We start from the raw sequence: 17,941 nt of genomic DNA on the forward strand, positions 1-17,941 counted from the left end.
CATTTGTTCATCCCTATTTTTTACCAAATCACACAATAGCCAAGGTGCCAATCCTTCGATTGGCACCTTAACTTTCAGCATGAATTTTATGGCAAAAAACATTTTATTTATTCAATAAATTGTAGATAACTTGAGCTGCTTCTGCGCGAGAAGTAATACCCTGCGGTTCGAATATGCCATCTTGACGGCCTTGCACCAGATGAAGCGCAGCAGCTTGATTCACAAATGCTGCCGCCCAGGAAGAAATCTGAGCTTCGTCTGTAAATAACGTGTCTGCAGGAGCCGCAGGCATGCTGCCATGAACAACCACATAGGCCCGCATCATCATCGTAACCATTTCCTCACGGGTAATTTGCGCATTCGGGTCGAAAACATCTTCGCTTTTCCCATTCACAATTTCCGCTTTTACGGCAATGGCTACCGATTCTGCATACCAATCGCTGGACTTAACATCGGTAAATGAAAGCTGTCCTGTTGCGGTAAGCTTCAATGCTCTGACCAGCAGCGAAGTGAATTCTGCGCGAGTTACACTGCGCTCCGGCTCAAACGTCGTTGCGCTTGTTCCATTCACAATTTGTTTGGCTGCTAATTCTTTGATGACATTCACTGCCCAATGATCCTTAGGCACATCGCTGAAGTTCTTCGTGACTTCCAGTACGGCATACTTACTGAAGTGGCTGATTTGTGCAACCATTTCACCGTCGCTGTATTTTCCGCCAATGTATTCAAGTTTACCGTCATCAGCAATATAATAGATTCCCGCTAATTTCGGATTCAGCGAAGCGTCCACTTTAATGCGAATCGTAATCGGTTTATCAAATTTCGTCAGCACCGCGGCTGTTGATCCATCCGCTTTCGTGACAGACAATTTGAATTCGTAAACTTCGCCGTTAAGCTTAATATCCGCTTGAGATTCCAATTGCCCTTTGGCTACTACATCCTTCGCCGCAGACACCGAAAGCGGCTCAAATAGCAGCGAGATCGTACTATCTTTCAATGTTTCTGCAGATAATCCGCTCGTTAGCTGTTTAATCAAATCAACGGGGATGTCTAAAGTTAATTTATCCGTCTTAATCTCAAGCTGATTTTGACCAAGCAGTTCGGTCGCATTAGAAGGAAGCGTAATTTGCTTCACGTCTCCCGACAATGGGATAACCAATTTACCGTTTTCCGGAGATTTGCTTAATTCACCACGTGTTACTATATGAGTACCTGGTGGACTTATAGGAGTTTCATCTCCACCGCCTCCGCCAGAACTACCTTGCGCAGTTTGCGCCGGCACTTTCACCGGAATACTAGCAGTACTCGCTTTCGAACCATCCGAAGTTCTTGTTACTTCTAACACGATATTCACTGTTGTTTCTGCAACAGGAGGATAAACTGTTCCGTCTAATGCAATAACCGCGGTGTTACTTGAACTCTTAATCGCCCTAGTAAACCCTTCCGGTACGTTCGGCAGCACTAGCGTTCTTCCGTCTTTTGCAGGCGTGGATATTGACGTTATTGACTTGGCAACATCCTCTGCCGTTTTCGCCGGTACGATCACAGGAATACTCACCGTACTCGCTTGGGTACCATCCAAAGTTCTCGTTACTTTCAAAACGAGATTCACCGTTGTATCTGCAGCAGGACGTTTAATTGTTCCGTCTAGTGCAATAACCGCTTCGTTACTGGAACTCTCGATAGCCACTACAAATCCTGACGGTACATCCGGCAACACTAACTTTTGAGCGTCTTGCGCAGGCGTGGAAATTGACGTTATTCCATTAGCAACATCCTTAGCCGTCTTGCTTTTCGCAGGTACTACCACCGGAATACTCACCGTATTCGCTTTCGTGCCATCCGATAATCTCGTTACTTCCAATACGAGATTCACCGTTGTTTCTGCAATTGGCGGAACGATCGTCCCGTTTGTTGCAATAACCGCTTCGTTACTGGAGCTCTGGACGGCCACTTTATATCCTGTCGGTACATCTGGCAGCACTAACTTATAAGCGTCTTTCACAGGCGTCGGAATAGACGTTATTGTCTCGGCAATCTCTGCAGCCGTCTTGCTTTTCGCCGGTACTAGCACCGGAATACTCACAGTAGACGCTTTCGTACCATCCGAAGTTCTGGTTACTTCCAACACGAGATTCACTGTTGTTTCTGCAATTGGCGGAACGATTGTCCCGTTTGTTGCAATTACCGCTTCGTTACTAGAACTCTTGATGGCTAATGTAAATCCATCGGGCATTCCCGGCAATACCAATTGTTTAGCGTCTTGCGCAGGTGCTGGGATTGACGTTATCGCCGTTGCAATCTCCGCAGCCGTCGTCCCTGGAGCTGCGCTTTTCGCCGGTACTTTCACAGGAATAATCCCCGTGCTTGCTTTCGTACCATCCAATGTTCTCGTTACTTCCAATACGAGATCCACCGTCGATTCTATGGTTTGCGGAACAATTGTCCCGTCTAATGCAATAACCGCAGTGTTGCTTGAGCTCTTAATCGCCACAGTAAATTCTGACGGAACATCTGGCAACACTAACTTCGTGGCCTCTTTCGCAGGCGCTGGAATCGTCGTTATACCAGCAGCAACATTCGCTGAGCTTTTGAGAATTTCAAGAGTCTTATTTACTTTTGCATCGTTTTCTTTAGCTTCCAAGTTGCTGTCCACAAGTTTTACATTTCTAATTTTTATTGAAGCCGCTCCTAATCCCTTCGCGATAAACGATACATTGAGCAAGCCTAAATTACCGTTGTCACCTGGCACAGCCCCAATTCTGGAATGGGCAAATTGAAGATGGCCTCCTGTTGCATCAACGATTGCAGGAACTCGGAACCCAGGAATTAGGGTCTTATCGCTCCCAGGTTTAAACTCCAAAAGATTGGGATCGAAATCAAGATTGAGTTCATAGGCATAAACATCAACAAGGTCAATCCCCGTCACGGCAACTTGAACCTCATCGCCAATGGATATTGGCTTATCGTTTAAAATCATTATCGAGTAGGCAGGTTCCACCGCTGAAGCAAACTGCGGAGGCAGCGAAAATAAAAACATGAAGGCTATGAGGAGGAATGTAATTAATTTATGAATTCGTTTCATTGCAGGATTTCTCCTCTCTTTCAAAAGAGTAGGAGGAGGGCATTGCTGCCTTCCTCCTATTTGTTAAAATGATAAGTTATTAGTTAGGATCAAGAATCTTTTTGGCTACGAACGCAATATCTTCAATGTCAATTTTTCCATCATTGTTGACATCTGCAATTTTGTAAATATTCCAGTTCGCATCTGTGGATTTTTTACCATAATACCTAGCCACAATTCCTAAGTCTGCGATTGAAATTTTACCGTCACCATTGACATCTCCCTGAATCGCTTTGACCACAGAATCCTTAAAGGATTGCAGTGCCGTATTCAGTGCGGTTACAGCAAGATCGACATCTTGTTGCTTAGCAGTTCCACTGCTGGAAACGGTTTGCGCACTTGTAATAGCAGCAAGCAGGGTGGCTTTTGATCCAACAGGATAGTTGCCGGCCAAAGTGCCTTCAACTGCTGCATTATGCACACCTTGAGCACTCGCAATCAAAGTGTTCAATGCCGACTTATCTACTGCAGCTTCAATCTGAACATTGAGGGAAGCACCAAGTAATTGCGATTCAGTGCCATCTGCATTAGAGACTAACACATTTGAGATAGCTATCGTCGTCTGTGGTGTGACGATATTTTTGGCTTTCCAATGGAGTACCAATAAATCGCCACTTGAGCTAACCGCATTGCCCTCTCCTAAACTTGCAGCAATGAGTCGAACTTCGCCCGCTTTTTCCGACTTGTCTACAAGCTCGAATCCATTTCTAACTGATTCAGCTGAGACAAACTCTACTTTGGCAGGATCATAGGTAAATGTAATATCCTGCGCATACAATTCGCTTGTTACATTCGTTAATCCAAATTTCGTATCGAATGAACCGCCGACCGTCACTTTATCCGTTCCACTCAGCGTCGAAGAAACGGTATTGCCTTTTGCAGTCACAATCAACTCTTTGGTGTCACGAACACGAATCCGAGTTCCAGCAGAGTATTTGCCTGCAAGACCTACTGCTTGGAGCGTGTCACCGACTTTAACGTTTGGAGCCGGACCTGACTGGGTAGCAATATAACCATCTGTGAAGACAAGCACCGGTCCGCTGCCGTCGTCAATGTTGAAGGATAGGCCGCCATCCTCAATGGATTGAACTTTCCCTTCTACTTTTACCAAAAGCCCTTGGTTCGTTTCATTCGTAGAATCTTTCGTACTCGCTACTTTTGGAGCAATTGGTGTTCCTGGTGTTTTATTCAACTTAATGAAGCTATCCAAGTATTCACCAAACTCTAGTTCTTTGTTGTTCTCAAATGTTTTGGTGTGACCGTAGACACGGACTTTATCGCCCAATTTAAGCGATCCGTCTGGGATCTGATTAAATGCCATAATTCCGCCAGTTTCATCTTGAACGTACACAGCGTCATAGAAAACGCCTGCGGCCGATGTAACCGTACCTTCAATCACTGCATCTTTCTCGTCAGGCAAGTTTCGAACATCTCCAATTTTGGACACAACCGTATCCCGGCCTGCCAACCAATTGTAAACGTTCAATGTGAATCTTGGGTTTCCTTTGTAGTTAAAGGTTGTATCTTGCTGCTTGTCGTTGAAAATGTTCATCCCCGAAACAACAATGCGTCCCTTACCGATTTGCTCGGATGCAATCAGCGGTATTCCTGCCCCGTTGTTGCTATTGGTGTCTGTATTATAAACTACAGCTCCACCTTTCAGGTTGCTTTGATACGTTGTTTTGTTCCCTTTAACCAAGAGTGTAACGTTACTGCTGTCCGTCAACTTCGTTCCGTCAGCTTTATACAAGCTTGAACCGCTATAATATTCTATTGTTCTCACAATATCTGTCATATAGTTGGCAACAGGTTCAGGATAAGCTTTTACAGCATACGGACTGACTTTAGGATCGCCCCAGAAGTTGCCGTCTTTACTATCGTCGAATACGCCGTCGTTATTGACTCGAATATCCGATCCAATAGCTTGGAGAATAGGGTTATTAATTGTAGGATCCGCACTGTTGTTGCTCTTCTCCGTTAACAGCAATGAACCGCCGCCTTTTACAAAGTCTGCAACAGCCGTTTGCTCCGAAGCCGTCAACGCCGTTTTCGGATGCGAGATCATAAGCACCTTAACACCTGATAGAACAGCTGGCGTAATCGGCACTTTATTTTCTACAAATGTATAACCTTCTGTTTGTAGAATTTTAATCATCGTTTTGAAATTGTCTTTATAAGTTCCTGAATCGCCAGATGAGTTCTCGTTTCCGTGCGCACCATCTAGCATAACAGTAATGCCTAACGGAGGCTTGATCTTAAATGGCCTTTGGAAGGTATTATCCTTCGTATCATCTCCAGCTGGCGGGTCCACGACGGCGATAAATGTAATATCGCCACTGACTGGATTATTCCAGTTAAAGGTTGCATATCCCATCGTTTTAGCCGCTAGGTCTGCAATTGTATAATCACCAATTTTATGAGCAGCGTCTGCTTGATCATAATACAGGTGAACATTCAAATTGCTTGCAACTGTTTTACCAAGATTACTTACAAGAGCTTTAATCGTTGCCGGGCTTCCGCCTGTGATCGCATCGCCAACAACTTCAATGCCGCTCAAACGTACGTCAGGATTCACTTCTTTGGTCCAGATCGGAGCAGAGTAAGCTTGGTCGCCGTCTTTTTGAGTTACTTTTACAACGAACCATTGCTGTGCACCCACAACATTAACCTTAGGGTTCCATTCAAAGGAAGTTGAATCTGTGGAAGGGATATAAGTATCAATTACCCTGCCACCGTTCGTGATAAGCTCTACTTTTGCAATATTGTCGTTCGACTTGTAGCCTTTTGGCAAAAATTTATAATCCGGGCTATTCGGGGACTCCGCGACATTATCGCTTCCTGTAATATGGAAATCAAGATTTTGTCTGTCTAGAATCGAGCCCATGTAATAACCGTTTGCCGAGAAGTCCAACGTCATGTTCGGATCTTCTGTGAAATAAACGTGCATGTTTTTCATGGAGCTAAGCAAAGATTCTTGAGAAAGATCTTTCGCGACGATAACAGTACGCTTCATCGTTTGACCCCATGTTGCGTCATGGTTATCTTCACCATACGTAGGAGCAACGTGCCAGCCAAGATCCAATGCATTAAAGAACTTATCCTGTGCATTCGCATATCCGTAGTGGCCTGAACCATTACCTACTTCTAGCATCGTGAACAGTTTGTCTACGTTTTTGTCGTATGGAATGAAGTTATCAAACGCATTCGCAGACATCGCAGGGTGGTTGAACTGTGCGACGATATCGTCGTAAGTCATTACCCATGCATAGTAATTGTTCAGGTTCTGATAAGCTCCGCCATTCACAACGCGATCGATGAAATTCGTCGTACCGAATACGTTGGAGTGACCCCATGTTGTGGAAGTCATTTCAAAAGCAGGGAATACAACGAACTTATCATTTTGCGTATAATCCTTAGCTAGCTTTTGAGTAAGCTGCCAGTCGCTGCCGCCAGTTCTTTCGGTCATGCCGCCTTTATTGATGACGTTATCCGAAGAAGCAAGGCTGGAGTCGATATCATGAGAGTGGTCGGAGAATGCAAACCAATCGTAGTGATATTTTTCAGCTTCTTTCAAAGCCGTTTCCGGATCGCCCGCGGCGTCATGGGAAATATTCGTGTGATTGTGCGTCGTTCCGCGATAATGATTGCCGCCTGTGAACGGTGGAATAACTTCAAAACTCCATGAAACCGTGCTTGGGTTACCCAGCATATCTTTCGAACTTACAAAAATGGTATGTGTCCCAACGGACAGATCCGTCTGAAGCGCTACGGAAACATCAGTGCCAACCGTTGTAACATACTGAGAAGGGATCGTTGTCCCATCCATTTTTACAACAATGGAGCTTTTGTCAACACCGCTCGGATCGGACAGCGTCAAGGAAATATCCGGCAGTTTGCTTTCCGTTTTTTGTCCTTGCGTAGGAAGCATTTTGGAATAAGTTGGGCCATCTGTATCCACGATGACCGACACTTTGTTCGGGTTCCCAGAATCTCCGGACGATTGAACCTGTGCACCTGCTTTAGCTTCAATGTAATACTCGAAGCCGGCCGCTGGAACAGAGTCTTTCAAGATATTAGCTGTGTAGTTTGTATTGTCTGTCGTAATCATGGCGACTTTGGTATAGCTTGTATCGCCTTTCGCTCTGTAATAGAAGTCAACGGACTGAGCGTTTTGTGCTTGTGCAGTAAAAGATAGATCTACATCTTTGTACACTTGTGTGATAGGTTCGTGAGCGAAGCTTAACACACCAACAACGTCAGATTTGCTTCTCGGGAAAATTTGATAACCGGAAGTGAAAGGAGTTGCTGATTTGTTTTGTCCTACAATACCTGTCACGGTGTACGTGCTTCCTACAACTAAATCTGTAGCAACATTGATTCCCGCGCCAAGCGTTGGAGCTGCTGCGGTGATGACGCGTACAATGACTGACTTGTTATTAGCATCAACGAGTGTCACGTTAAAGTTGGCTCCGGATGCAACCGAGCTTGCAACTTTACCTGTAACTGTAACTAAGATTCCTTCTAACGGCTCACCTGTCGCATAAGTGGTTAAATCCACGATATCCGTTAACCGCGGAGCAGGTACAGGAGCAGTACCTAAATTAACGCTTGCCGTAGGTGTAAATTCCAATAAACCTTGATAAAATTGCAAATAACCTGTCAGACGAACTTTTGTACCTGCATCGATTTGGAAGCCTGGTGCGGTACCCGAGTAAATATTGACGCCGCTTGTATCATCTTGAATATAATAATTGTTATTCGTTGAACCGATGACATTGTTTTTAATTGTAGCAACGCCTTCAATCGTGTACAGCGCATTTGTATTAACAGGGCTCGCTAATGTATTCACACCATTAGCATCGTTAACTCTAAGGTCTTTGATTTTAGTAATTGTGAATAAATCTACAGCTACTTTATCGCTCTCGCTGTTGCTGCCATCTTTTGCCGTGAGATAAATCTTTTTGACTGAATCTGTGTTTGTAAATGTGATGCTGAACGAACCGTTTGCAGCAGCCGTTGTAGTCGTTACCGGAGTTGGCGAAGTGGAATCCAGGTAAAGAGAAACGGTCGAGTTCGCTGTTACTGCGCCTGCCGAACCGGAAACTGTTGTTAACGTACCAAATGTAATATTAGCGATAACCGGATTCGCTGTTTTCACCGGAATCGGTTTAATATCAGTATCTTGTACGGCTACGTCAGCCCAGTCGGTAATTTTGTTTTGAGCATCAAGCTTCACAACGAAAATATGTTGACCGCTTGTTACCGCGATATCCGTAAGTGCCGTTAAATTAAGCGTATAAGCAGTTGCCGGATCCCCTACATACGGACGAGATTGCGATCCTGCAGCGCCCACGACATATTTCAGAGTTCCAGAAGGAACAACCGTAGCTTGTGTAGTACCATTGGCAGTACCTTTACCCCAAGTAAAGCCTGTAAGTACAGGTGCTTGCGGTGCCGTAGCCGGTTTGATATTAGCATCAAGCACCGGTACATCTACCCAATCCGTAACTTTGTTCTGGTCATCGATTCTAGTGATGAAGATGTGTTGACCGCTTGTTACTGCGATATCAACATTCACTGCCGGGCCATATGTGCTAGCCGTTACAGTATCGCCAACATTAGGTTGCGTTTGAGATCCAGCCGCGCCTACTGTATATTTCAGCGTTCCGCTTGGAACAGCTGTAGCTACTGTCGTACCGCTTGTACTACCTTGGTTCCATGTAAAGCCCCCAAGAGTAGGTGCTGGTGTTGGTAACCCCTCCGTAGCGGTGATGATGATATCATCTATTCTATTTGTTCCCGAACTTCCAACAGTTCCGTTACCGATAGAAACAGAGGATGTGTTCAACCATCTAACGTATACGTTTGGTTTATTTGCAGTCTCTGAAGGCAAAGGAAGATTATTGATTACTCCGGCAACCCAATCGGATGCTACGTTGTAAGAACCATTGGAGATATCTTTCCAAGAAGTGCCGTCTAGACTATATTGCACCTTAAATTCTTTCGGTCCCGTGCTGGAGCCATATTGTTTTGAGGATAACACAATATTAGAGTATCCTGTTGTAACAAATGACGCTGACCAATATCCGCCGCCTTTATCCCAGCCATTTGCGTTGATTGCTTTATCAGCTCCACCGGTGACTCCAGCAGCATAGGCTTGCAGTACCGGTCCGTTACCAGCTGTTACACTACTGGCGCTGCCTGATAGTACTCCACCTGTCGGGGTTGCCGCAGAAGCATTGAAGTCCCACTTAGCCAAAGTGACCAGGTCTCCCTGAGCAGCCGTAGCAGCTAGCGGTATCATCGAGAAAAGCATAACAATAGTCATAGCAAGGCTATACCATTTTCTGTACTTCCCTATCTTTCTAAACATTTAGGCACTACCTCCTTATAAAATCGCACAACAAAAAAACCGTCACAAGAAACGCCGCCAATTCAGCTACCAATTGCGCCTCGCCAAAAGCCCATTGATACCCGTACAAACCTCGCTATATTAGTTTACAACCTACCTCCTCGACTGCTACACCACCACCTCCTAAAAAAATGATAGCGCTTTCCCCTTTTTTCGGAAAATATTCTCACAATTGTAAAAATATCGAACATTTGCGAAGATAGCGTTTTACAATTGATAATACCAATATAAATCATTGCCGTTTGTAAGTAAACAATTTTCCTAGGTCTATAGTTACACTTTAAACTTTATTTGTTTTGTATATATTAGCTTATTGTTAAGGTACTGTTAAGAGTTTTATTCGTCCTTTCAGAACTTTTGGAAATTCGCCTTATCCAGCCTGAGAATCTATGCAAGATACCAATAAATTTGTCATGTATAAAAAACTTATGAAATTTATACCAATATAATATTTACATTTGTTCACCCAATCAGATATGATGAGAATATGTTACGAAGGAGGTTTTCATATTGCCAAATTTTGAAAGGATTTTCCTCATCGTCTTAGATAGCGTAGGAATTGGAGAACTTCCGGATGCCGGCCAATATAACGATACTGGCGCACATACCTTGGGTCATATCGCTGAAACGTTAAATGGTTTGCACCTGCCAAATATGGCCGCTCTCGGACTTGGAAATATCGAAGAATTGCAAGGAGTTCCGGCAGCAACTTCTCCCAAAGGGCTCTATGGCAAAATGAACGAAATATCCATAGGCAAAGATACAACGACCGGACACTGGGAGCTCATGGGCTTGAAAGTTGAAGTTCCGTTTCAAACCTATCCCCAAGGTTTCCCCGCTCCGCTCATTCAAGCTTTCGAGCAGCGCATCGGACGCAAGGTTATTGGCAATATTCCCGCATCAGGCACAGAAATACTGGATGAATACGGCAAGCTCCACGTGGAGACAGGGGATGTCATTGTGTATACATCTGCCGACAGCGTGCTGCAAATTGCCGCGCATGAGGATATTGTTCCGCTGGAAGAGCTTTATCGCATTTGCGAAACAGCTAGAGAGCTGACACTCGTGGATGAATACTTCGTCGGACGTGTAATTGCCAGACCGTTCACGGGACAGCCCGGCGCTTGGGTACGCACTTCCAACCGTAGGGACTATTCCGTCAAACCACTTGGGCCAACTGTTCTGAATGCGCTAAATGAAAGCGATTTCGATGTGATAGGCATCGGCAAAATATCAGATATCTACGCAGAAGAAGGCATTACCCAATCGATTAAAAGCAAATCCAACATGGATGGCGTTGACAAGCTGCTTCAAACGTTGGATACCGAGTTTAACGGCCTTTGCTTCACGAACCTTGTAGATTTCGACGCTCTATACGGGCATCGCCGGGATCCCAAAGGTTATGGACAGGCACTCGAGCAATTTGACGCCAGACTTCCGGAAATTTATCAGAAGCTGCGCCAAACCGATCTCTTGATCCTGACAGCCGATCACGGCAACGATCCTACGCACCACGGAACGGATCATACCCGGGAGTATGTGCCACTGCTTGTTTATCACCACGGTTTAAACGAAAGCCGTTCACTCGGCATTCGGAATTCCTTTGCGGATGTAGGAGCTACGATTGCTGATAATTTCAAGGTGACAATGCCCTTGTACGGCACTAGCTTCTTATCCATTATGAAATGAGGTTTAAAGCATGAACAACACTAAGATCCTTGAAGCAGCTGTACATATCCTCCCCTTAATTACGAACATCAGGCCCTCTGTCGGTTTGATTCTCGGTTCAGGCCTCGGCGCGCTTGCCGATGAAATTGTGAATGGGGTTTCGATTCCATATGAAGATATCCCCCATTTCCCTGTCTCAACGGTAGAAGGTCATGCCGGTCGTTTGGTCATTGGCGAGCTAATGGGCAAACAAGTCGTCGCGATGCAGGGGCGTTTTCATTACTATGAAGGCTATTCCCAAGAAAAAATCACATATCCGGTGCGCGTCATGAAGGCGCTCGGAGTTAGGCAAATGATTGTCACCAACGCAGCCGGAGCTTTGCATACCGGATTGCACCAGGGGCAGCTGATGATTATTAACGATCATCTGAATTTTGCTTTCGACAATCCGTTGATCGGTCCCAACGACCCTCATCTTGGCGTGAGGTTCCCCGATATGTCCAGACCCTATGCGCCTAAGCTCATTGAGCTGGCCAAAAAAGTTGCGCTCAAGCAAGAGCTTGCTGTCGCAGAAGGCGTCTATGCTATGATGTCGGGTCCGACTTATGAGACACCGGCTGAAATCAGAATGCTGCGCAAACTTGGCGGCGATGCCGTAGGCATGTCAACCGTGCCGGAGGTCATTGCGGCCAGACATTCCGGAATCGATGTGCTGGGCATTTCCTGTATTACGAATATGGCTGCCGGCATACTCCCTCAACCTTTATCCCATGATGAAGTAATGGAAACCGCTGCCCAAGTGAAAAGCTCATTCTTAAGATACATGAAGGCAATCATTGCTAACCTATAACAACAACGCTCAGGAGGCATTACAGATGGATAATTTGTTAAAAAAATTAGCTGAAGCAGCTTCTTTTATTCGTGAATCTATACCTGTACAACCGGAAATCGGAATGATTCTAGGCTCAGGATTAGGCGTACTTGCAGATGAGGTCCTGAACCCTACTGTCATTCCTTACGAGAAAATCCCCCATTTCCCGACTTCTACCGTGGAAGGTCATTCCGGGGAACTCGTCGTCGGTCAGCTTCAAGACAAAATCGTGCTTGTGATGAAAGGCCGCTTCCACTTCTATGAAGGCTACCCTATGCAGGAAGTTGTTTTCCCGGTTTACGTCATGAAACTGCTGGGCATTGAGACGCTGATTGTCACGAATGCTGCCGGCGGGATGAATCCTTCCTTCGCAGCAGGCGATCTTATGCTAATCACGGATCATATCAACTTCACAGGTGCCAATCCGCTGATTGGGCCTAATATCGCCGAGCTGGGCCCACGTTTCCCGGATATGTCGGAGGCTTACAACCGCAAGCTTAGAGCAATGGCAGAAGCCAAAGCCGCTGAATTGAACATTCCTTTGCAGCAAGGCGTTTATGTCAGCGTCTCAGGTCCTACTTACTGCACACCGGCTGAATTGAAGATGCTCGCAGGGATTGGCGGAGATGCGATCGGCATGTCCACCGTCCCTGAAGTGATTGCTGCCAATCATTGCGGCATGCAAGTCGTGGGAATTACCTGTATTACCGATATGGCGATCGGAGAGCATCTGGAGCCTTTAACGCATGAGCAAGTCGTTAAGGTTGCCGCTGAGGCGAGACCCAAGTTCATTGCACTTATTAAAGAAATCACAGGCGGGGTGAATTAACATGCGGATGGTCGACCTAATCGCCAAGAAAAGAGATGGCGGCGTTTTAAGCAAAACGGAGATTGATTTCATTATCGAGGGATATACGAAAGGGGACATACCGGACTACCAGTTGTCCGCATGGGCTATGGCTGTCTATTTTAAAGGAATGACATCAGAGGAAGTTGCCAACCTAACCATGGCGATGACTCTGTCAGGCGATACCGTGGACCTTTCTCCAATCGAAGGCGTTAAAGTAGATAAGCACAGCACCGGCGGCGTTGGCGATACAACAACCATCATTCTTGCTCCGCTGGTAGCGGCAGCCGGCATTCCGGTAGCCAAAATGTCCGGCAGAGGGCTGGGACACACAGGCGGAACCATCGATAAGCTGGAAGCCATTCCCGGTTTCCATGTCGAATTGTCTGCCGAGGAATTCATCCATAACGTCAACGAGTTCAAAATAGCGGTAATCGGTCAAAGCGGCAATCTAACTCCTGCTGACAAAAAATTATACGGTCTTCGCGACGTGACAGCCACCGTAGACTCGATCCCCTTGATCGCCAGCTCGATCATGAGCAAAAAAATTGCCGCAGGCGCAGATGCCATTGTTCTGGACGTCAAAACAGGCGCAGGCGCCTTCATGAAGTCGCTCGATGAGGCCAGAGCGCTTGCCTCTGCCATGGTCGACATCGGCCGCGAGCTCGGCCGGCATACCGTCGCGATCATTAGCGACATGAGCCAGCCACTTGGCTACGCCGTGGGCAACTCCTTAGAGATCAAGGAAGCTATCGATACGCTGCGCGGCAAAGGTCCTGAGGACTTAACTCGCCTAGTGCTTACATTAGGCGCGCACATGGTCGTTCTCGGCGGTAAAGCCGAAAGCTTCGAGGAAGGCTACCAGCTGCTCGAGGAATTGATCCGCAGCGGCAAGGCGCTCGAGGTGCTCAAGCAGTTCGTTGTCGCGCAAGGCGGGACAGCCGAGGTTATCGACGATCCGGCGAAGCTGCCTCAAGCGCCGTATCAAATACATGTAACCGCTCCTGCGGACGGTTATATCCATGCCATTCAAGCCGAAGAAATCGGCGTGGCGGCGATGCAGTTGGGCGCTGGTAGACCGACGAAGGAGTCGTCTATTGATCTGGCCGTTGGCGTCGTGCTCACGAAGAAAGTCGGGCATGCCGTTCGTCAAGGCGAGACCATTGCCATTCTTCATGCGAACCAAGAAGATGTCGCGGCGATCGCGCAGAAAATCGAGCAAGCTTTCGACATCCAAAGCGATGCCTGCGAAGAGTCTGCTTTGATCTATGACATCATTCAATAACTTCTATGCAAAAAAGTCGTGGGGACACCGATTCGGTGCACCACGACTTTTCTTCTTTATTTCTTTGCAGGAATTCGGATTTGTTGGCCAATAAAAATCAGATGCGGGTTTTTCAGGTTGTTATAGGCTGCCAGTTCCTTCCAGTCCATGCCGTAGCTTTTGGCAATTCTCGAAAGAACATCGCCTGACTTCACGATATAAATTTCATCCGAAGCCGCTGCGTCAGTTGCAGGAGCAGGTGCTGGTGCTGGTGCTGGTGCCGGCTGAGCCGGTGCAGCTGGAGCATCTGTTGATTGGACTGGCTCCGGTTTTACAGAGTCCTTAGCCGGTTCAGCGGCCTTTTCCGTCTTCATGGCGAATTTGGCAAATCCGCTCTCTTTATCCGTGCTGAGGTAGGTCAGATTGCCAAGCTGCTCAGCAAAAGGAATGGCTTTCGGCGAAGATTCGAATGTCACGGTAGCGTTACCCTTGATTGGCGCTAAAGACCAATTGTTATCCGCAGACGGATTTACCGTTCCATGCTCACGAATATAATCAATAACAATTTGACGGTTCTCGTCCGGAGAACTGATGACAATCGTTTTACCGTTTGCACCATCGAAATTCCCGCCTCCGCTTGCGCGGTAGTTATTCGTAGCAACGATAAACTTCTGTTTAGGATCCACCGGTTTACCGTTATAGCTCAAATTTTGAATACGGCTTGCATCGGCATTTTTAATTTTCCCGCCTGTATCGTATTTTGCCGGCTGTGTGACATCAATTTGATAAGTTACACCGTCAATGACATCAAAATTATATGTAGGAAAGTTAAGATTGACTAAAGGTTGTTCACCCTCTTTGCCCGGGTCAATTTGGTTGAATTGGCCTGCGGACATTTCCAACCAGTTTTTCAACTGTTCTCCCGTGACCAGAACTGCGTTGAGCGTATTCGGATACACATAGAGATCAGCCATGTTCTTCACAGCAAGGTTGCCGGCCGGGATATCCGTGTAGTAGCTTACGCCACCGCGACCGCCTGCTTTGAATGGAGCACCTGCGGAAAGCACGGGAATGCCGTCTAATTCCGTTCCTTGGATGTGTTCTTCTACGTACCATTTTTGCGCGTTGGTTACCAATTGGATCGAAGGATCATCTTGAATCAATGCAAAATAACTGTTGATCGGCGCAGTCGAAGTACCTACCGGGCCTCGCACATAATCCAAAGTCGCCTCATGTTCGCTTTTGACGCTGTCCAGCACCGTTTGATCCGCTTCCACTAGCGGCTTTTTATTCGCTTTATCGTAAATCGGTATTACTCTGGATTGTGAATCCGCAACCTTCCACTTGCCATCCACCTTTTGCAAACTGAGATCGATAACCCCTAAGTTATCTCCCCAGAAGCCCGGCTCGACTGCAGCAACTCCGTTGATTGTCCCTTTCTTCATATCGACACCCGCTTTGGCCAAATCCACGCCTGTCGGTCCGGCAAATTTATCAGCAGGGAAAACGACGTGCGCATGCCCGAATAGAATTGAATCAATACCAGGAACTTTGCTTAACAGATACGCCGCGTTCTCTTCACCGCCTGTCGCTTCGACCGTTCCGAAGCCGGTATGAGCGATCGCTACAATGATATCCGCTCCTTCCTCTTTCATTTTAGGAACGAATTTATTGGCAGATTCAATGATATCCTTAGCTATGACTTTACCTTCAAGATTAGCTTTATCCCACTGCGTCACCTGTGGAGGCACGAAGCCGATCACGCCGACTTTCAGCTTTTGCTCCTGCCCTTTTTCATCTACAAAGGTGCGATCCAATAGAAGATAAGGTGTAAAATAATTTTTGCCGCTTTGGTCATCTATGTACACGTTGGAATTGACATATGGAAATTTAGCGCCTTTCAAACTGCGCTGCAAGAAATCAAGCCCATAGTTAAATTCATGGTTACCGATATTCCCTGCGTCATAGTTTAGCAGGTTCATAGCTTTATATACTGGATGCGTCTCGCCATCTTTCAGCGGTTTGATTTTTGCCATGAGATCGCCAAGCGGGTTCCCTTGCAGTAGATCGCCATTATCGAATAACAGGCTGTTTTTGGCCTCTTGGCGATACTTATTGATTAAAGTTGCCGTTTTCACTAAGCCAAACTCGTCTGTCGAACTGTCTTTGTAATAATCGTAATTCACAATGTTCGCATGAATGTCCGTCGTTTCCATGATGCGTAATTTTAGCTCGGTGCCCTTCGCTTCATCCGCTGAAGCCAAGGTCATTGGCGCAACCAGCATGGCGCATGTTAGGGATGCCGTTAAACCGTTTCGTAAATAAAGCGCTTTCTTTTTCAATTGCAATTCCTCCTTGAAATTAATCAACCTTTGTTCATTTAACACCAGACGAAACCTTATTTCTTACACACTCTCCGTTTTCCTACACAACCTCCCAATCATAAAGTACTACACTCCAATCAACTTCTCCCCACAACTGGATCATTTGTAAAATATGGTTTTTACATTTGATAGACTTAATATAATTCAAGTTTGCTGTTATTGTAAACACTTTCAGCCAAAATAATCCATAAAATATCCTTAATTCTCCAACCTATCGGAATCGCTTCGAAAGTTCGCTTCGTGTCAATGAAATTCGATGAAATCGATTGTTTACAATTGTTTATTCGTAGAGATTCGTCGGATCTTTGTTGATTTGAAAATGCATCCCCTATTGTGGGAACTCCATTCCCTTATTTCGGAAAAAAGCGGAATTTCAGGCGCTCGAGGAGAACTACAGGGCCTTATTTCGGCTCAAAGATCGAACTAGCTGCTCGAATGGCGAAATAGCGGAACGCAGTTCCTTTTCCCATGCCGAAAGGGATGTTTCTAGCAAAATAACGCACTGTAGTTCCCCTTCCCTTGCTTCCCTTCCTTTTCCTTCCCTTCCAGTGAGTCATTGAGACTCATCGCTCCGACATGTGATAAGAGGCAACCTTCGCTTCCCCAAACAACCGGATCATGTCTCTTTTTCCATACCAAAAAAGCCGACTCACCCTAAGGCGAGCCGGCTTCTTCTCACATATTCCGTTACTTGGCCGATGCCGGCAGCAGCAATTGCAGCTGCTCCATTGGAATGACCAGATGAATATTGTTCATCGTTCGCATGGACCCGGACACGATCCCGGCCAAACGCCCGTACCGGTCGATCACCGGGCCTCCGGACATTCCGCTGGCGATTTGCGCCGAGGTCAGAATGCGGTCCCGCCCGTTAATCTCCGCCTTCGGGGAGTTGATAATCCCCTCAGTAATGATCGGCGTATCTTTCATCGGGTATCCGATGGCGAACACTTTCTCGCCATGCTTTACCGCCGTTCCCCTGACTCGAAGAGCGTTATACGACTCCTTCCCCTCCGCTGCAGGCAGCTTCAAGACCGCCGCATCCGTCTGGTCATCGACGCCGAGCACTTCGATCGAAGAAACCTTGCGTCCGTCGCCGAAAACAGCTTCCAGGTGATCGGCATCTGCGATCACATGGTATGCCGTTGCCGCGATGCCGTCCGTGGATATCATCACCCCGGTACCGGAGGCTTTCAACGTATTGTCACCGTTCAAAGCCCGGAGGTAGAACACCGCGCCTTCCGCGCGCTCGTAAATCTCCTCTGCGTTATAAGTCGCCGCCTCATCCGCATTCGCCCGTACGAAAAAGCTCAGGCAGGAGAGCATTAACAGGAGCAAACCTATCGCAGCTATTTTTCTTTTCATGGTCTATAC

The 17,941-nt window shown here is 46.5% G+C and carries 8 protein-coding genes; 4 read left to right on the plus strand and 4 right to left on the minus strand.

Translation table 11 applies throughout. From position 1 onward, the window contains the following. Positions 1-103 precede the first annotated feature (103 nt). Complete coding sequence (locus AC3WRW_RS11710; RefSeq protein ID WP_492546500.1) at positions 104-3,085, minus strand: S-layer homology domain-containing protein; 2,982 nt, start codon at positions 3,083-3,085, stop codon at positions 104-106. Positions 3,086-3,164: 79 nt separating this feature from the next. Then, complete coding sequence (locus AC3WRW_RS11715; protein WP_492546501.1) at positions 3,165-9,497, minus strand: dockerin type I domain-containing protein; 6,333 nt, start codon at positions 9,495-9,497, stop codon at positions 3,165-3,167. Positions 9,498-10,043: 546 nt separating this feature from the next. Between AC3WRW_RS11715 and deoB the strand changes: the two genes are divergently transcribed. Genes deoB through AC3WRW_RS11735 form a run of 4 tightly spaced genes read left to right on the plus strand, consistent with a single transcriptional unit; the run spans position 10,044 to position 14,207 of the window. Beyond that, entirely contained in the window at positions 10,044-11,225 is a 1,182-nt protein-coding gene (gene deoB, locus AC3WRW_RS11720; RefSeq protein WP_492546571.1) for a phosphopentomutase, read from the plus strand. Between the two features lie 10 nt (positions 11,226-11,235). Beyond that, entirely contained in the window at positions 11,236-12,054 is an 819-nt protein-coding gene (locus AC3WRW_RS11725) for a purine-nucleoside phosphorylase (protein ID WP_492546502.1), read from the plus strand. Positions 12,055-12,079: 25 nt separating this feature from the next. Further along, entirely contained in the window at positions 12,080-12,904 is an 825-nt protein-coding gene (locus tag AC3WRW_RS11730; protein ID WP_492546503.1) for a purine-nucleoside phosphorylase, read from the plus strand. 1 nt (position 12,905) lies between these two features. After that, a complete protein-coding gene (locus AC3WRW_RS11735; protein WP_492546504.1) occupies positions 12,906-14,207 on the plus strand; it encodes a pyrimidine-nucleoside phosphorylase in 1,302 nt (433 codons plus the stop codon). 56 nt (positions 14,208-14,263) lie between these two features. Here the strand turns inward: AC3WRW_RS11735 and AC3WRW_RS11740 are convergent, their stop codons facing one another. Together AC3WRW_RS11740 and AC3WRW_RS11745 are read right to left on the minus strand one after the other, a co-directional pair. Next, the gene (locus AC3WRW_RS11740) at positions 14,264-16,471 is read right to left on the minus strand and encodes a bifunctional 2',3'-cyclic-nucleotide 2'-phosphodiesterase/3'-nucleotidase (RefSeq protein WP_492546572.1); all 2,208 of its coding nucleotides are present in this window, start codon (positions 16,469-16,471) and stop codon (positions 14,264-14,266) included. Positions 16,472-17,257: 786 nt separating this feature from the next. Continuing rightward, entirely contained in the window at positions 17,258-17,932 is a 675-nt protein-coding gene (locus AC3WRW_RS11745) for a S1 family peptidase (RefSeq protein ID WP_492546505.1), read from the minus strand. Positions 17,933-17,941: the final 9 nt, after the last annotated feature.

Source organism: Paenibacillus sp. FW126-R14, assembly GCF_058789495.1.

Bases quoted from the DNA above. Each gene is read 5' to 3' on its own strand.
- AC3WRW_RS11710 (WP_492546500.1), bottom strand. From the start codon at position 3,085: ATGAAACGAATTCATAAATTAATTACATTCCTCCTCATAGCCTTCATG.
- AC3WRW_RS11715 (WP_492546501.1), bottom strand. From the start codon at position 9,497: ATGTTTAGAAAGATAGGGAAGTACAGAAAATGGTATAGCCTTGCTATG.
- AC3WRW_RS11725 (WP_492546502.1), top strand. From the start codon at position 11,236: ATGAACAACACTAAGATCCTTGAAGCAGCTGTACATATCCTCCCCTTA.
- AC3WRW_RS11730 (WP_492546503.1), top strand. From the start codon at position 12,080: ATGGATAATTTGTTAAAAAAATTAGCTGAAGCAGCTTCTTTTATTCGT.
- AC3WRW_RS11735 (WP_492546504.1), top strand. From the start codon at position 12,906: ATGCGGATGGTCGACCTAATCGCCAAGAAAAGAGATGGCGGCGTTTTA.
- AC3WRW_RS11740 (WP_492546572.1), bottom strand. From the start codon at position 16,471: ATGCTGGTTGCGCCAATGACCTTGGCTTCAGCGGATGAAGCGAAGGGC.
- AC3WRW_RS11745 (WP_492546505.1), bottom strand. From the start codon at position 17,932: ATGAAAAGAAAAATAGCTGCGATAGGTTTGCTCCTGTTAATGCTCTCC.